Origin of the sequence: Agrobacterium sp. InxBP2, from assembly GCF_026191755.1 — a bacterium.
In the GTDB taxonomy this organism is placed as follows: Bacteria; Pseudomonadota; Alphaproteobacteria; order Rhizobiales; family Rhizobiaceae; genus Agrobacterium; species Agrobacterium pusense.
The window spans coordinates 394,506-411,116 of record NZ_JAINDY010000029.1; the positions used below are offsets into that span (position 1 = coordinate 394,506).

The 16,611-nt window shown below is 61.9% G+C and carries 11 protein-coding genes; 9 read left to right on the forward strand and 2 right to left on the reverse strand.

Annotated features, from left to right (window positions below; genetic code table 11):
• The first annotated feature begins 4 nt into the window (after positions 1-4).
• The 4 genes from K7A42_RS14425 (at position 5) to K7A42_RS14440 (ending at position 5,198) form a co-directional block, all read left to right on the forward strand.
• On the forward strand, positions 5-958 hold the full coding sequence (locus K7A42_RS14425; RefSeq protein WP_022562798.1) for an ABC transporter substrate-binding protein: 954 nt from the start codon (positions 5-7) through the stop codon (positions 956-958).
• 233 nt (positions 959-1,191) lie between these two features.
• Entirely contained in the window at positions 1,192-2,031 is an 840-nt protein-coding gene (locus K7A42_RS14430) for a siderophore-interacting protein (RefSeq protein WP_282455436.1), read from the forward strand.
• Entirely contained in the window at positions 2,024-2,302 is a 279-nt protein-coding gene (locus K7A42_RS14435; RefSeq protein ID WP_034496885.1) for a phosphopantetheine-binding protein, read from the forward strand. The genes K7A42_RS14430 and K7A42_RS14435 overlap by 8 nt, the downstream gene beginning before the upstream one ends.
• A gap of 61 nt (positions 2,303-2,363) precedes the next feature.
• Positions 2,364-5,198 (forward strand): condensation domain-containing protein, encoded by a 2,835-nt coding sequence (locus K7A42_RS14440; RefSeq protein ID WP_282455437.1) that lies wholly within the window; start codon positions 2,364-2,366, stop codon positions 5,196-5,198.
• 111 nt (positions 5,199-5,309) lie between these two features.
• On the opposite strand, the gene K7A42_RS14445 is transcribed toward K7A42_RS14440, so the two are convergent.
• A complete protein-coding gene (locus K7A42_RS14445) occupies positions 5,310-6,656 on the reverse strand; it encodes a condensation domain-containing protein (RefSeq protein WP_282455438.1) in 1,347 nt (448 codons plus the stop codon).
• A 60-nt stretch (positions 6,657-6,716) separates the two neighbouring features.
• The gene (locus K7A42_RS14450) at positions 6,717-11,171 is read right to left on the reverse strand and encodes an amino acid adenylation domain-containing protein (RefSeq protein ID WP_282455439.1); all 4,455 of its coding nucleotides are present in this window, start codon (positions 11,169-11,171) and stop codon (positions 6,717-6,719) included.
• Positions 11,172-11,252: 81 nt separating this feature from the next.
• Between K7A42_RS14450 and K7A42_RS14455 the strand changes: the two genes are divergently transcribed.
• The 5 genes from K7A42_RS14455 (at position 11,253) to K7A42_RS14475 (ending at position 16,546) form a co-directional block, all read left to right on the forward strand.
• The gene (locus K7A42_RS14455; RefSeq protein ID WP_136883035.1) at positions 11,253-12,428 is read left to right on the forward strand and encodes an isochorismate synthase; all 1,176 of its coding nucleotides are present in this window, start codon (positions 11,253-11,255) and stop codon (positions 12,426-12,428) included.
• A gap of 17 nt (positions 12,429-12,445) precedes the next feature.
• Positions 12,446-14,071: a (2,3-dihydroxybenzoyl)adenylate synthase gene (locus K7A42_RS14460; RefSeq protein ID WP_282455440.1), complete on the forward strand. Its 1,626-nt coding sequence runs from the start codon at positions 12,446-12,448 to the stop codon at positions 14,069-14,071.
• Positions 14,072-14,163: 92 nt separating this feature from the next.
• The gene (locus K7A42_RS14465; protein WP_006698361.1) at positions 14,164-15,033 is read left to right on the forward strand and encodes an isochorismatase; all 870 of its coding nucleotides are present in this window, start codon (positions 14,164-14,166) and stop codon (positions 15,031-15,033) included.
• A gap of 13 nt (positions 15,034-15,046) precedes the next feature.
• Positions 15,047-15,802: a 2,3-dihydro-2,3-dihydroxybenzoate dehydrogenase gene (dhbA, locus tag K7A42_RS14470; protein WP_022562806.1), complete on the forward strand. Its 756-nt coding sequence runs from the start codon at positions 15,047-15,049 to the stop codon at positions 15,800-15,802.
• A 30-nt stretch (positions 15,803-15,832) separates the two neighbouring features.
• A complete protein-coding gene (locus tag K7A42_RS14475; protein ID WP_004445335.1) occupies positions 15,833-16,546 on the forward strand; it encodes a 4'-phosphopantetheinyl transferase family protein in 714 nt (237 codons plus the stop codon).
• Positions 16,547-16,611 lie beyond the last annotated feature (65 nt).

Genomic DNA, 16,611 nt, shown 5'->3' on the forward strand with positions numbered 1-16,611 from the left:
TGCCATGCGAATTGCCATCCTCGTCGCCGCACTTCTGGCCGCCGGAACGAGTCTCGCCGCCGAGCGCAGCGTGACCGATGCCGTCGGCCGCACCCTCTCCGTTCCGGAAAAGCCGCAGCGCATTGTCGTCATGCACGAGCCGCTTCTGGGCGTGCCGCTGATGGATCTTGGCGCTGATGTGGTCGGCGCCTATGGCCGCAACAGCGACGGCAAATTCGCAACCGCCGTCGATTTCGTTGATACCGTTCTTGGCGAAGGCCACGCGAAACCGAAGGGTTTCGGCGCTGTCGGCCAAATCGACCTCGAAAAGCTGCGGGCGCTGCAACCGGACCTCATCGTCGCCACGGAAATGGACAGCGGCAAGGCCGAACAGCTCTCCACAGTCGCACCGGTCTATCTGCAAAAGGCAAGCGCCGGCAAAGCCTATGGCTTCAGCGTGGAGGAAGACCTTGCAGGTCTGGTTGGGCGAAGCGATGTCTTCGCTGAGCGTCGGAAGATTTATGACACCAAGCTCGCCGCCGTCAAAAAGACGCTGGGTGAAGATATCAACGGCAAGACTTATCTCGCGATCCTGCTGACGGACCAGATCAACGCCGTGGGGAACATGTCCGGCGCGGTGCAGGCAATAGAGGATCTCGGTTATGTCAGGTTGAAGATCGACAGTACCGCCTCTTCGGGCGGAATGGGCTCGACCCTGATGATGCCGCTGAGTGCCGAAGCATTCGGCAAGCTCAATCCCGATCTGCTTGTGGTGATGAACAGCTATACCAGCCCAGCCCGCGGCGAGGCGGGAACCCGCGCCGCGCTTGAAAAGATCATTCCCGGCTGGGAGCGTTTCGTAAAACCGGCACGCGAGAAAAGAATTGTTTTCCTCGATTCCACCAGGGTGACGACGCCTTCGATTCCGAGCGCGCTCCATACATTGGATGAAGTGGAAAGCTGGGCAGGCCGCCGCTGACCACCTTTCTGCCCGACAAATCCCGGCACGATCACGTGCCGGGCATAAACTTGAGTTTTCGAAGAAACTTATATTGCCGGGGCGGAAACCGCCTGTTATGGTCCGCGCATCTTGACGCAACGACGCCGGAATATCGCGCCGGATGAGAACCCCAACGCGCGATCATCCGGCACGCCGACCCGGGACAGCGAGACCGCCGAACCCGTCGGCGTCATCCCAGGAAAGACAGCAGCATGAGCATGCCAGAAACCATGGATTCCGCCCTTCCGGACCGCACTCCCAAACGCCACCGCCACGCCGTGAAGCTGCGCGCGCTGGACGTGGCGCGGACCGAAAAACTCAGCCGGTCCATGGTACGCATCGTGCTGACCGGGCCGGAACTGGAGGGCTTTACGAGCCTCGGTTTTGACGACCACGTCAAAATGTTCTTCCCCCAGCCCGGCCAAACCGAACCGACCCTGCCGGTGATCGGCCCGAACGGCATTGAATTCCCGGAAGGCGCGCCGCGGCCGCTGGCGCGTGACTACACGCCGCGCAGCTTCGATGCCGAAAAAGGCGAACTCGCCATCGATTTCGCCACCCATCACGATGGCCCGGCCAGCAACTGGGCGAAGAGCGCGAAAGCTGGTGACAAGGCGTGGATCGCCGGCCCACGCGGTTCCTTCACCGTTCCCTTCACCTATGACTGGCACCTGCTGATCGCTGACGATACCGGCCTTCCCGCGCTGGCACGGCGACTGGAGGAGATGCCTGCCGGCACACCCGTCGTGGCGCTGATTGAAGTCGAGACGGAGGCGGACCGGCTGGAGCTCGTAACCAGGGCGGACGCATCGATCGTCTGGATAACGCAGAGGCCGGACAACGGAACCGACCACGACGCATTAACGAGCGCCCTGCGCCAGCTCGAACTGCCAAAGGGCGATTTCTTCAGCTGGGTCGCCTGCGAATCGAAGACCGCAAAGGCGGTTCGCGCCCTTCTGGTCGAGGAATTTGGCGCCAACCCCAAATGGACCCGTGCTTCCGGCTACTGGCGGCGCGGCGCGAGCGGCGTTCACGATCATTTCGATGAGTAACCCGGCAATCACGACGGCTGCCATGCGGGATGCGGAAGCGATTATGACGCAACTCAGAGCCCTTCTCGCAAGGGTTCTGGAAGATGAAGTGCGCGATATCGAACCGGGGGACAACCTGTTCGGCTATGGGCTTCATTCGCTTGCCCTCATGCGCCTGATGCAGCCGCTTTCACAGCTTGCGGGAGCGCGGCTCGCTTATGACGATCTGGCCCGGCGGCCAACGCTTGCCGCGTGGCAGGCACTCATCGAACGGTCACGCGCGGGACATTGATCCCGCGAACCGGCACGTTTCGCGCCGGAGCGCGATTTCCGACTATACCAAGGAGAGGACCATGGCAGCAGACAACACACGTATGCTCGCACGTCGCATCGAAGAAGGCTTCGACAACGAAGAGGAGGCCCCGCCGAGCCGATATGAGGAACGGGTCTGGTTCGAACAGTTTCAGGATCCCGATCAGGTTTTTCGGCAGCTTCTCGCCTATCGGATCGGTGAAGAATGCGATCTGCTGCGTCTAACCTCGGCACTGAAGACGGTTTGTGAGGTCTGGCCCGAGCTTCGTGCGCGCTTTGCTTTTGGCGAGGACGGTACGCTTGCCAAGAGTATTGAGGCTCCATCCGCATCCATCGTGCAGCTGCTGCATGTCCCCTCGGCAGAGGAGGAACTGACTTTGCTGCACGACCTTCAGGGGAGGCCCTTTGATGCCGAGACCGACCCGCCTTTCCAGGCCGTCGTGCTTTTGAGCGAAGGGGAAATCCTGCTGGCATTTTTGGTCCATGCCCTGCTGGGCGAGGTCCTCTCGCCGCAGATCCTGCTGGACGGTATTACGGCGGCCTATGCCGGTGGAACGCCGAAACCGCTTTCGCCGCGTGCGGTCGAAAGTGACAGCGTCGACCCGCTTCCGCTTGGCTGGCTGCAACGTCCAGCCACCGGCTCGACCGTCGTGGCGCTGCGGCAGAACACAATTGACAGGCCTGCGAGCCATAGCCATGGCGTCGACCTTGCGGCTTCCCTGCTCGGCCTCCACAGCTCCACGGCTGCAAACGCGATCCTCGCGCGTGCCGGATCGCGTTTTGCGCTTTTCCTGGCAAGAAACGGCGGCCCCGAAACAGTAACCCTTCGCCTGCGGCCCGGCCTCGGCGCAGCCACACCGATTTCAGCCGAGTCCGTGGCGCGGATAGCGATCACCCGCGACCAATCGCCCGAACAGGCTGAAAATGCCGTGCTATCGGGGCTGGAGCAACGAACCGACAATGGAGGCGCAAAGGTCACCTTAACGCTGCAGGCGCTTGCGACACCTGTGCAGGCCATATCGGAGCATGGTCTTCACTTCGAGCACCTGCCCCTGCCCTCCCTGCAATCCGGCCTCGGCCTGACACTTGCCGTCGGGCCGACGGCCGCGGGCGAGATCCGCCTTGAATTGACGGGCGGCAGGGAAACATCGCCACATGCGACGGCCTTCCTCCTGGAGCGCTTCGTCAGCCATCTTGAAGGCGGCACGGATTTTTCCGAGGTCGTCCCTCAAGACACCGCGGCAGCACCGCAGCAGGCAGCCCTTTCGCCCAGTGCGTCCGCTCAGAAGGACGACACCGTCGAAACGATCCTCTCCGAGTTCCGTGATGCGCTCGTCTCACCCGACATGGGGCCGGATGACGATTTCTTCGATTTCGGTGGCCATTCGCTGATCGCGACCCGCATCATCGGCCGCCTTCTCGCCAATCACGGCATCGAGCTGCGTTTCAACGATCTGTTCAGCTACCCGACCGCCGCCACGCTCGCAAAACAGGCGACGCGGCTCGCAACCGCTGCGCCTGCGCAGGCGGACGCGACGGCGAGCGGCTCGCTGTCCGCGCCGCTTTCGCTGGCGCAGATGTCGCTCTGGAAAGCCTATGCCGCTTTCGGTTTCGGCGAAATCTTCAACATTCCCTTCGCGCTCGATTTCCTCGATCCGGTTGATGAGACCGCCTTCGAATGCGCCTTCCTCGATATAATCGAGCGCCATCCTGGCCTGCGGACCCATTTCTACCTCGAAAACGATATGGTTCTGCAGAGGATCGTGCCAATGCATGATCTGCCCGGTTACAAATGGTTCTGGACCAGCGAAGAAAGCGAAGGGGTGGACCGCCACGCCGAGGCTGGCTGGCGCTTCGATCTAGCGCGCGAACTGCCGATGCGGCTGCGCTTCCTGCGCGACCCCCACACCGGCCGTCAGGTGCTCTCCTTCCTCTTCCATCACATCGTGCTGGACGAATGGTCGGTGAACCTGATGATGGACGAGCTGACCGAGGCTTACCGGGCAAGGGCGACGGGCATGGCCCCGGTCTTTGCGACCAGACCAGCCCCGTTCCACGAATTTGCAAGACAACAGGTCGCGTCAGGCGTCAATTCCAGCCACCTTGCCTACTGGACCGATATGTTGCGGGATGCGCCGAAAGGCCTTACCCTCAACGGACAGGAAAGCACACCGCACGAGGCATCGCAGGACGAAGCACCGGCAGGCGGCTGGATCGAGTTCAAGCTGGAAAAACATGTCAGCGACGGGCTTTACGCCATTGCCAGGCAGAACAGCGCCTCGCTGTTCAACGTGGTCTATGCCGCGATTGCCGCATCGCTGCGCCATCTCGGCGGGCTGAGCGATCTCGTGGTCGGCACCTCGGCTTCGGGCCGCACCGACAGCAACTATTTCGATACGATCGGTTATTTCACCACGGTCGTCGCCCATCGCGTTCGTTTCACGGAAACGATGACCGTCGGCGAACTGATTTCCTCGGTGAAGAACACCATCAATGGCTCGCTGGAACACAGCGAAATCCCGATCGATCTCGTGGAGGAAGCACTGGGCATGACGCCGGGTCGCGACCATTTGTTCGAGGTCTTCATCCAGATCCACGCCAAGAACAAGCTGAACGGCGCCCTTGCGGGGCCGGATGGCAGGGCGGTGGAATTCCGCCAGATCGATCCGGACAAACACGAATCCATGCTGGGGCTGCAGTTCGAGGTAATGGAAGAGACGATCGGCGGCGATCGCTCCATTCGCGTGCTGATGAGCTACCGTTCGGACCGTTACGGACCTGAGGATGTCGAGCGGCTGCGCAGCACCACCAGCGGCATCTTCAGCCGTTTTGCGGAAACCGGCGCTTCGGACCGCGTGCTGACGACGCTCGCCTGAGCCGGACCTGCCAAGGAAAACCCGGCTTCGCCTGACGGAGCCGGGTTATTTGTCTTTGAACGCTGATGAGAATGTCCTGGCGCGGCCCCTGCATCCGCACGCCGTCACACCTCAGACCGCCAGGCGGAACGCCGTGGACGCCTCCACCGCCGCAAGCGCCAAGGCCTCCTCGCGCAGCATGGCATCGAGGAACAATGGTAGCTCTTTACGGTAGCGGGCGAAGTCTCCCGCTTGTGTCAGCGCCGAGTCCGCATCGATGTGCAGGTTCAGTTCGCTGCCGTCATCTTCACCGCGGAAGGTAAGGTTGAACCCGTCGCCGGGACCATTCGCCAGAATGTGCCTGGCAACGGTGAGCCCGGCAAACACCGGCGCGCTGAACGGCAGGACATTGATGAGCGGCGAGAAGAAGAAGCGCCGGCCTTTCGGTATTTCCCGGTCGGCGGCGATCTGTTCAATACGGTAGCGGCCGTGAAGGCGCTGCTTCCGCAGATTGGCGGCGTTGCGCGTCAGAAATGCGGCGACGTCCTCGCCCGGCTCGATGGTGAGGTGGAACGGCAGGATGTTGACGAGCATGGCCGGCATATGCGCGCCGACACTGCCCCAGCGGCTCATGAAAGGCAGCCACAGTGTCAGGACATCACGATCCGGACGGGGCAGCACCCGGTGGAGATAAAGACCGGAAAGCAGCACCAGAAGATCGGGCCAGCCAATCTCCAGTGCGCCGGCCAGTCGTTGCAACCGCGTGCTGAAACCGGGCGGCAAGGCCGCATCCGCATGCAGGCCGCCGCCGCCATAATCCTCGCAATCCTTGTCCAGCACCGGCAGATCGGCGGGTGCGGCGAGATAGGCTGTCCAGAAATCGCGATCCTTTTCGAAACGCCGGCTCCGCTTGTAGGCTTCCTCTTCCGCCAGGAAATCGCCGAAGGGGTGAAAATCCGGACCCGCTTCACCCTTGCCGCAATAGTGCCCGTAAAGCTGGCCGCAGCGCTGCTCCACCAGCGTCAGCCCATAACCATCAACGACGATATGATGGGCGCGGATATACCAAAGGTAACGATCATCGGCGATACGGTAGAGGAGCTGCGCCGAGAGCCTGTCGGCCGTGAGATCGAGCCGCGCTTCCACATCCGCGTTCATGCGCCGCAAAGCCTCCTCCAGCGGAGCGGTATTGCCGCGGAGATCGACAAGTTCCACAACCGGGGCATGGCTTGGGTCGCAGCATTGCTGCGGCGTCTCGCCATCATCGCCGACGCGGAAGCGGATAGACAGGACTTCGGATTCGCGCACGGTGCGTGTGATCGCCTGAAGGAGCGCGCTTTCATTCACCGCACCGGAAAGATCGATGTAATGGGCGACGGTTGAAACCGGTTCGTCGGGATGGAAGGAAAATTCCTCCCAGAAATCGAGTTGCGGCTGCGTCAGTGGAAGCCAGCCGCCGGCGGGATCGATATGCGCCATCTGTTTTTCCTTGCACTATTTTCGTTGCCGGGCGCGAAGTGCCACCCGAAATGACGGGGTTCACGCCGCCCGTACGGCCATGAGCGACGTCACCTGCCTGGCGTTGCGGCACCGCAAAAGCTGCTGCGGTGTCAGGTCAACACCGAAGACGGCGCGAATTTCGGCCGAGACGGTTTTCAGGTGCGACGGCAAAAGTCCGAGCGCCAGCAGGTCGCTGTCTGCATCCACATTTGCCGGCTTTTTACCCAATACGCTGAGATAGATATCCAGCACCCGGCGGTCGCCGTGATCGACGTCTGGAACCGCAGGGGCGGAGAATTTTGCCGGTTCCGCGTCAGCCGTTCCACTGGTCAAGAGTTCACGGGCGCGACGGCGGTCGGGCTTGCCATTTGCCGAAAGCGGCAGATCGTCAACCTTGAGAAACCGGCCGGGCACATGCGATTCCGGCAGATGCCGGCGGGCAAAGTCGCGCAGTTCGGCAGTGGTGAGTTCGAGGCCGGGTGCCGTGACATAAAGCACGCCGATGGCCGCCTCGCCCTTTTGCTCGGCACCGTAATCCACCACCAGAACCCTCTGGAGAGAAGGGTGGCGGATCAGCTCGTTTTCCACATCCGGCAGCGAGACGCGCACGCCCCGCACCTTGACGTAACCGTTGACACGGCTCGCGAACATGATCTTGCCATCCGGCCGGTAGCGGCCACGGTCCCCGGTTCGGAAGGCGCGCACGCTGTTTCCCTGCGGATCGGTAATCGTCACGAAATCCGTCTGGGTAATCGCGCCGTCCTCGAGATAGCCGATCGCGACATTCACGCCGGCGGTATGGATGCGGCCAACGACGCCCGCCGGGCAATGGCCGCCGTGATCGTTGAGGACGAAATAACGATTGGCGGGCAGCGGGTGGCCATAGGGCACGGCCGCCACATCTTCCGCAACAATCTCGTGCCAGATGCTCCAGATCGTCGTTTCCGTTGGCCCGCCGAGCGATATCAGCCGCAGGTCAGGCTTCAGCCGGCGAAGCTCTTCTATGATAACAGGCTTGATATAGTCCCCGCCCTGCGCGACAAGCCGGAGCGACGATAGCTGGTTACCGCGGCGGCAGGCGAGAAGCATTTCGAGGATGGCAGGCACGGAGCACCACAGCGTGACACCATGTTCTGCGACCAGCTCGTTCCAGCGCACCGCATCCTTTTCCTCTCCGGGTTCCGGCAGCACCAGCGTTGCCCCTGCAACGAGCGCGCCAAAAACATCAAAGACCGACATGTCGTGATGCAGCGGGGTGACCGAGATGAATACGTCGCGTTCCGTCACCGCCCATTCCGCCAGCGTGCCGCCAATGACATTGGCCGTGGCGCGGTTGGAAAGCGCGACGCATTTCGGTTTGCCTGTCGTGCCAGACGTGTAAAGAAAATAGGCAGGCCCCTCGCTTCGGGAAAGCGCCGCTAACTCCGCCATGGAGACCGGTGCGCCAGCCGGAGCGGGTGTGGACAGAAGCACCGCCGGATCGACAGCTTGGAAACCCTGCGGAACGCGGCGGGCGACGATGAGCGCCGGGCGGCAATTGGTCAGCAGATACTGCAGGCGATCGTCGGGTGAACCGGCGTCGACCGGCACCCAGACCGCCCCCATCAGGGCCGCGGCAAGCGTGATCGCCGTGTGTTCGGGGCTACGCTGCAGGCAGATGGCCACGACATCGCCCCGACCGATGCCGCGCGCCCTTAGGCTCGTGATCACGCGCGCCACCATCTCGCCAAGCTCGCTATAGGCGATGCGCCGCTTGCCGCTGACAAGCGCGGTGCGTGACGGCTCTCCTGCGAAAAAACGGCCGGCGATCCGTTCCAGAAATGGCGGGCAGACGAAGTTTCCTTCATCGCCATTCAGCCGGTAATGGGAGAGGTCGACAATATCGCGTCCGTTGAGGACGAAAGCGCCGCTATCCGCGATCCCCGCAATCGCGCGCTCGACGGCTGCGAGAATATCCGCCACCATCGCCGCATCGATCGCCTGCTCCGCATAGTCGATATCGAGGACGAGATCGCCCTTCGGATTCTGCGAAAAGCGAAAATCCAGCGCGACCTGCGGCGTCTGCGTCAAACCGTCCGTCGAGCGCATGGCCGAATCCGGCGACAGCGTCGGCCACGTCAGACCATTGGTAATCACCACAGGCAGGGCGAGCCCGCCCGCATTCGCATTGAGAAGCACGCGATTGAGATCGATGCCGGAAAAAGCCAGATGGTTCAGCCCTTCCAGCACATCCCTCTGCAGGCCCGCCGCCCGCACGGCAAAATCGTCTTTTGCCGCGTTCCACTGGACGGCGATGAAGCTGGAGCGGTTGGCGAAGGCCCCGTCCACCTGCGGCGCAACGGGAATGCCGACCACCAGCGCACCCTCGTTCAGCCAGAGCGACAGCACCTCGAGAATGACCGCCGTGAGCGCCGAATTCTTGAACAGGCGCTCTTTCGCACCGGCCCGCGCAAAGGTGGAGAAGCGCTGCTTTTCGACAATCAGACTCTGGCGGCTATATCGCGACGTCGGAATGGTTTCGAGCGGTGCTTTCCAGGGCAACTGCGAGGGCACTTCAGCTTCTTTCAGCTTCTCGGTCCAATAGGCCGCGTCCCCGGCACGGGCGGCTGCGATATCCTCTCCTGGCGTTTCAGCCGCAGCGGTGATTGCGACCGGCAGGACACCGTCAAAAAGTTCCGTCGCGAGGTTGGCTATCGCCCGCCCGTCAAGAATGAGAGCGTCAAAACGCAGGAACACCACGACATGATCAGCCTTTGCTTCGGACGCCGGCAGGCGGAAGACCGTGACCCGCCAGGGAGAGGCGGCGAGATCAAAATGGGCGTGGGAAAAATCCCGTCTGACGGCATCGATCCTCGCTTCCGCTGCCGCCGGGGAAATATCCGAGAGATCGATCATATCAAGGTTGATCTCCGCTTCCCCGGACACGATCTGCACGAGGCGCCGCTCGTCGATGCGGGTGCGCAGGCTTTCATGTCTCTCGACCATGGCAGAAAGGCGGGTCCGCAGCAGGGCGGGGTCGATGCTGCCGCGATATTCGCGAAACTCCTGCATCGCCACGCCGCTGAGCGGCAGATGTGTGCCGCGACCGAGAAGATATGCCTTCTGCAGCGGCGAGAGCGGACGTTCCATGGCGTTTCCTTTTTTATCGGCCAGCTGTTCGGGCATCGCAGCACCAAATCGTTCCACGCTTTCCTCAACGAGGTCCGGGTGATCAGCGAGCCGGCGAAGGAGACCCACGTAGGTTTTAAACAGGGCGCGAAGCCATGGTTCAGGCAGCGCATCGAGCCTCACATCCCAGTTTATCAGCAGGCCGCCATCAAGCCTCGCGACCTGCGCGTCCAGCGCAACCCCCGGCCCTTGCGATACCGTGTGGACCAGGGAGCCGAACAGCTGCCCAACCCTTTGTGAAAACAGATCGCCGCCCGGCAGGTCGACACCGGCGGTAAAAACCACGGGCGAGGTCTGCAAACCGCCTCGCAAGCGAGAGAGGTCGCGCATGATGCTGACGCCCGGATAGGCCTGATGGGCAAGCAGGCCGTTCATGTCATCGAAAACCCGCCCGAGCAGGGCTTCGACGCTTTCAGCGGGTCTTATATCGACGCCGAGCACCAGCACGTTGGAAAACTCACCGACGATGGAATCAACCCCTTCAACCAGGGGTGCACGCCAGAAAGCCGGAACGGAGAGCCGGAACTTTTCGGAATCGATCGCCCGCGACAGCGCCACGGCAAAAACACCGAGCAACAGGGTCGACATCGTTACCGAGCAACGCCGCGCAGCCCGTTCAAGACCGTCACGTTCAACGACCGTAAGCATCGTGGCAAAACGGTCCGTATGAACGGCGCGTGACGCATCCTCCGGTAAGAATGGAAGCGGCGGCGCGTCCGGAATATCCGCAATATGCTGCCGCCACCACGACCGGTCGTATTCCCGCACGCTCTTGAGGTCAGGATCGGCCGCAAGGCGTTTCGTCCAGTCGAAGAAGGATGGCTGCGCCGCCGGGGGACGCGCGGTTTCATCCTTGTCCGCCTCGTCGTAAAGGCCGGCGAGGTCCTCCATCAATATCCGCACGCTGGCCGGATCGATGGCCAACATGTCCGTGTCCACATGCAGCCGGCTACGGCCATGCGGCAACAGGCTGAGCGCAATCGCCGCGGGCGGCGCAGTGCGAAGATCCGTCGCGCGATGGCTCCACGCGTGGCGCTTGATCTCGAGCCGGCGCGCAAGCGTCTCCGCATCAAGCGCCGTCATGTCCTCCACATCGAGATGCAGCGGGCGACCATCAGGATCGACGGATTGACGCCCTTCCGCATCGATCCTGAGGCTCAGCATCGGGTGTCGCCGGCAAAGCCTGCCGACCGCAACGGCCAGTTTTTCCAGCTCCAGAGCTCGCCCCTCGAACTCGAGATAAAGATGGGGCGTAACTTTTCCGAGTATCCCATCCGTCTCCCGACCGACCCAGTAGGCCACCTGCATCGGAGTTAAATTTAGCATGTGAATTTGCACCGATTGACAAAACATGATTATCATAATCAAGTATAAGCCATCGTCAACCACTCGAACAGGAGGCATCCCATGAAAACGGGAGCACTCAGGACGAATGACGTCGAATCCGACGAAATTGCTGATTTTAATAGAGATTTTCTTTTCACTTCCGGTACCGGGCAGTTGCGGGCCAAAGGAATTCGCGAAAGGATAAGGCTTCCGGCCCGCGGCGGAGAAGATACGGGCAGCCCATTGCAGCAAGCGATTAAAGCCGCTTTCGAACGGGCCCGCCGGGCTGGTCAGGACAATCCGATCGCCATTGGGGCAATCCCCTTCGATGTCAGCGAACCCTCATGCCTTTATATACCGAACAACCATGAGTGGAGCCCACGAGAAACCGCGCCGGTCGTCGCCGATTCGGCCATGCCCGCGCTTGTCGGCCAGAACAGCCTGCCGGACGAGACCGGCTTTAAACGCGCCGTAGAGCACGCCATCGTCAATTTCCGCCATTCCGATGTCCGTAAGGCGGTACTTTCCGTCATGCGCGAACTCACCTTCGCTTCCGAGGTCAATGTCGAGAGATTGCTGGCGAGTCTCGCCAAACAGAATCGCGAAGGTTACCAGTTCCGTATTCCGCTGCCCGATGGCGGCGACCTCATCGGCGTCAGCCCGGAACTCCTGATTCGCAAGCAGGGTGAGAACATCATCTCGAACCCGCTGGCGGGATCGGCAAAGCGGATGGTCGACCCCGCCGCGGACAAGGCCAACGCCGAGCGGCTATCGGCTTCGGAAAAGGACCACTACGAGCACAGCCTCGTTATCGAGGATATCCGCTCCCTGCTTTCGCCGGTCTGCGCGGAACTCGATGTCCCTGAAAAACCCTCCCTCATCAACACGGCGGCCCTCTGGCATCTTTCGACCCGCATCGAAGGCCGCCTCGCCGACCCCGAGACCAATGCCCTGCAGCTTGCGTGCCTGTTGCACCCGACGCCGGCCGTCTGCGGTTTCCCCACCGAGCGCGCCCATCGCCTTATCCGCTTCGTCGAGCCTTTCGAGCGCGGCCTCTTCACCGGCATGGTCGGCTGGACGGATTCTGAGGGCAATGGCGAGTGGGTGGTGACGATCCGGTGCGGCACCGTGCAGCGGAAAACCGTGCGGCTCTTTGCCGGCGCCGGCATCGTTGAGGCATCGGAGCCCGAATCCGAATGGGCCGAGGTGCAGACCAAACTCAAGACCATGCTGAACGCCTGCGGTCTTTCTGCCTGATTTCCCGGGGACAAACCATGACAATCGAATTTCAACGCTGGCCCGACGATCTGACGCGCCGGTACCGCGAGCGCGGTTACTGGATCGACAGGCCGCTGAGCGGCATCCTCACCGAACAGATCGAGCGCCGGCCGGACGCGACGGCCCTGATCTGCGGCGACCGCCGCTTCACCTACGCGGATATCGACCGGCAATCCTCCAATCTGGCCGGACATCTCTCCGCCGCTGGCATCGGCAAGGGCGACACCGCGCTGGTACAGTTGCCTAACATTGCCGAGTTCTATCTCGTCTTTTTCGCGCTGATGAAGATCGGCGCGGCCCCCGTCAACGCACTTTTCAGCCATCGCCGGCTGGAAATGACCTCCTATGCGGAGCAGATCGCGCCGAAGCTGGTGATCGGCTCGCGCAGCCACGAGCTTTTCGCCAATGACACATTTTTGGAGGCGCTGAAGACTGCTTCTCCCGGGCTTACCCTGACCCTTCTGCTTGGCGAAACAGATCCGCGGTTGAGCCTGGAACGGCGGCTGGCGGCCCCTGCCGAAAACCCACCCGTTTACGCCCCTTCCGCCGCCGATGAAGTGGCGCTGTTCCAGCTTTCCGGTGGCAGCACCGGTACGCCAAAACTGATCCCCCGGACGCATAACGACTATGATTACAGCGTTCGGGCCAGTGCGGAAATCTGCGGCCTTTCCCCTGAGACCCGCTTCCTCTGCGCCATTCCGGTGGCGCATAATTACCCGATGAGTTCGCCCGGCGCGCTCGGTGTGTTCCACGCCGGCGGTGCGGTGGTCATGGCCGCCAATCCGGAACCACTTGCCTGCTTCGATCTCATCGAAAAACACGGCGTTAACATTGTGCCGCTGGTGCCGCCGGCGGTTGCGCTGTGGCTGCAGGCTGCGCCCGCCCATCGCGAAAGGCTGAAGTCGCTCAAGCTCCTGCAGGTCGGCGGTGCAAGCTTCGCCGAGGCTTTGGCCCGCCAGGTACCGGAAGTGCTGGGCTGCGATCTGCAACAGGTCTTCGGCATGGCGGAAGGTCTGGTGAATTACACCCGCTTCGGTGACCCCGACCATATCGTCTTCACCACGCAAGGCCGGCCGATCAGCCCGGATGACGAAATCCGCATCGTCGACGAGGACGGCAACGACGTGCCCGAGGGCGAAGCCGGCATGCTGGCAACGCGTGGCCCCTATACGTTCCGGGGCTATTACCGCGCGCCCGAACACAGCGCCCGGGTCTTCGACAAGGATGGCTTCTATTATTCCGGCGACGTCGTGCAGCGCACGCCCGAAGGTTATCTGCGGGTCGTTGGCCGGGTGAAGGACCAGATCAATCGCGGCGGCGAAAAGGTCGCTTCGGAAGAGGTGGAAAACCTGATCCTGCGGCATCCGGATGTCACCCATGCGGCGCTGGTGGCCATGCAGGACGAGCTTTTGGGCGAAAAGAGCTGCGTCTTCGTCGTGTCCCGCGATCCCGCTCTCAAGGCGCCGGCTATTCGCCAGCACCTCGCCGGCCTCGGCGTCGCGGATTACAAGCTGCCGGATCGTGTGCGCTTCATCGACGCCATGCCCCTCACCGCCGTCGGAAAAATCGACAAAAAACGCCTGCGCGATCTGCTGACGACCCCCGTCGCCGTCAGCGCCTGACATTCCGCACCCATCGAATGGGACGCCAAAATGGCGTCCCCATGTTTCCTAAATGCGCCAGCCCAGCCGGTGCCGCACAAACCGAGGTCATCATGACGATCCCCACCATTTCCGATTATCCCATGCCGGTCGCCGCGAGTTTTCCGGCCAACAAGACAAAATGGCAGCCCGATGCGAAACGCGCCGTACTCCTCATCCACGATATGCAGCGTTATTTCCTGCGGTTCTACGAGGCCGACGGCAAGCTGATGACGACCCTCATCGACAATCTCGCCAAGGTGAAGACATGGGCCGTTCAGAACGGTGTCCCTGTCATTTACACCGCCCAGCCGCATAATCAGCCGCCCGGCGACCGTGCTCTTCTGAACGACATGTGGGGACCGGGTCTGACCGTCGTTGATCCCGAACTGCAGAAGGTGGTGGACAAGCTCGCCCCAACGCCTGACGACGTGGTGCTGACCAAATGGCGCTACAGCGCCTTCCAGCGCTCCGACCTTGCCGAACGGATGAAGGGCTGGAACCGTGATCAGATCATCGTCGGCGGCGTTTATGCCCATATAGGCTGCATGATGACGGCAGTTGAAGCCTTTATGAAGGACATCCAGCCGTTCATGATCGGTGATGGCGTTGCCGATTTTTCCGAGGCGGAGCATCGCATGGCGCTGCAATATGTGGCCACACGCTGCGGCGTGGTGATCGATGCCGCAAGCCTTGTCGGCGCGGGAAAGGGCGACGATATCAGCGAATGGCTGAAGGCCCGCGTCCTGCAGATGGTGGAGGATGAGAGCGATATCGACCCCGACGAAAACCTGATCTTCTACGGGCTGGATTCCCTGCAGGTGATGAAGCTTGCCGGAGAGTTGAAGGAACGCGGCGTCACCGTCGGCTTCGATGAGCTTGCGCGTGTGCCCACTCTCTCCGCCTGGTGGACGCTGATCGACCAAAAGCGGCTCGCGGCCTGAGCGGACAAAAAAGATGACGCAACAGAGATTTACCGGGCGGCGCGTGCTGGTAACGGGTACGGCTCAGGGCATCGGCCGCCGCATCGCCGAACGTTTCATCGAGGAAGGGGCCGATCTCATCGGCCTCGACCTCCAGGCCAGAACGGCGGAAGCGCCCTTCCGCCAGATCGCACTCGACATCACCGATGCGGCGGCGGTGGAGACGGCCTGCAAGGCGATCGAGACCGAATGGGGCGGGCTCGACATTCTCGTCAATGCCGCCGGCATATTACGGCTCGGCGACAGTGAAAGCCTGACGCCCGCAGACTGGAAGGCGTGCATGGATGTCAACGCTGCCGGGCCGTTCCATATGCTGAGACAGTGGAGCGCCACCTTCAAACGGCAGCGGCGCGGCGCAATCGTCAATATCGGCTCCAATGCCGCCGTCGTGCCGCGCATCGGCATGATGGCCTATTGCGCCTCCAAGGCAGCGCTGGTCAGCCTCAGCCATTGCGCCGCCCTCGAGCTTGCGCCCTATGGCGTGCGCTGCAACGTCGTTTCACCCGGGTCCACCGATACGCCGATGCTTGCCGGCATGTTGAGCGATCCTGCCGGCAAGGACCGGCTGGTCGCCGGCCTGCCCGAGCAGTTCAAGCTCGGCATTCCGCTCGGCAAGATCGCAAGGCCGGACGATATTGCCGATACCGTGCTGTTCCTCGCCTCCGATCAGGCCGGGCACGTGACGATGCAGCAGATCGTGGTTGATGGCGGTGCCACGCTTGCGGCTTGAATTCGAGCCGTTGGATTGAGAGTAAGGGACATGGACGTTGTAACGGCGTTTGATCACGACGCCATCTCCGGCGATCCACCCGAGGCCATCTGGCCTTGGCCGGACGACATATGCGGCTGCCATTGCCTTACCCTTCGTTTCAGCGCCGATGAGGGCTGCGGCGGCGAGGTCCCTCCCTTGCCGCCGCAGCTTTCAAGCGCCACGCAAAGACGCAAGGCGGAATTCATCGCGGGGCGCAGATGCGCTGCGGAAGCCATCCGCCGCCTGACCGGCCGTTCCATCTTTCCCGGTATGGGCGAGGACCGTGCGCCTCTCTGGCCTGAAGGGGTGATTGGCGCAATTTCCCACAGCCAGGGCACGGCGATTGCGCTTGTAGGCTGCTGTCGACAGTTTCGCGCTATCGGCGTCGATATCGAAAAACTGCTGACAGAGGAGGAGGCCCGCGATATCGCCCCACAACTCCTGACCGCAAATGAGCGCTACAACCTCGGCAACATTATCGATCCCGTCATCACCGGCTTGATTTTCTCAGCCAAGGAAAGCCTGTTCAAGGCGCTGTATCCCATGGTGGAAAAGCTGTTCTTTTTCGAGGCGGCCGAATTATCCCGCCTGGACGCAAATGGCTCGGGATCCTTGTGCCTGACGGCCGAACTCAGCGAGGAATGGCAGTGCGGAACGGAGGTTCCTTTCCGTTTCTGCCGCTTCGAGGGCCAGCTCCTCACCCGCGTGCTCATCCCGCATTGAGGGAAAAACAGCAGATTCATAACCGCGACAATCATATTTTAAACCTGTCTTCCCGTCATCCGAGT

Coding starts and splice junctions, on each gene's coding strand:
- K7A42_RS14425 (WP_022562798.1), top strand. CDS start 5: ATGCGAATTGCCATCCTCGTCGCCGCACTTCTGGCCGCCGGAACGAGT.
- K7A42_RS14430 (WP_282455436.1), top strand. CDS start 1,192: ATGAGCATGCCAGAAACCATGGATTCCGCCCTTCCGGACCGCACTCCC.
- K7A42_RS14435 (WP_034496885.1), top strand. CDS start 2,024: ATGAGTAACCCGGCAATCACGACGGCTGCCATGCGGGATGCGGAAGCG.
- K7A42_RS14440 (WP_282455437.1), top strand. CDS start 2,364: ATGGCAGCAGACAACACACGTATGCTCGCACGTCGCATCGAAGAAGGC.
- K7A42_RS14445 (WP_282455438.1), bottom strand. CDS start 6,656: ATGGCGCATATCGATCCCGCCGGCGGCTGGCTTCCACTGACGCAGCCG.
- K7A42_RS14450 (WP_282455439.1), bottom strand. CDS start 11,171: ATGCTAAATTTAACTCCGATGCAGGTGGCCTACTGGGTCGGTCGGGAG.
- K7A42_RS14455 (WP_136883035.1), top strand. CDS start 11,253: ATGAAAACGGGAGCACTCAGGACGAATGACGTCGAATCCGACGAAATT.
- K7A42_RS14460 (WP_282455440.1), top strand. CDS start 12,446: ATGACAATCGAATTTCAACGCTGGCCCGACGATCTGACGCGCCGGTAC.
- K7A42_RS14465 (WP_006698361.1), top strand. CDS start 14,164: ATGACGATCCCCACCATTTCCGATTATCCCATGCCGGTCGCCGCGAGT.
- dhbA (WP_022562806.1), top strand. CDS start 15,047: ATGACGCAACAGAGATTTACCGGGCGGCGCGTGCTGGTAACGGGTACG.
- K7A42_RS14475 (WP_004445335.1), top strand. CDS start 15,833: ATGGACGTTGTAACGGCGTTTGATCACGACGCCATCTCCGGCGATCCA.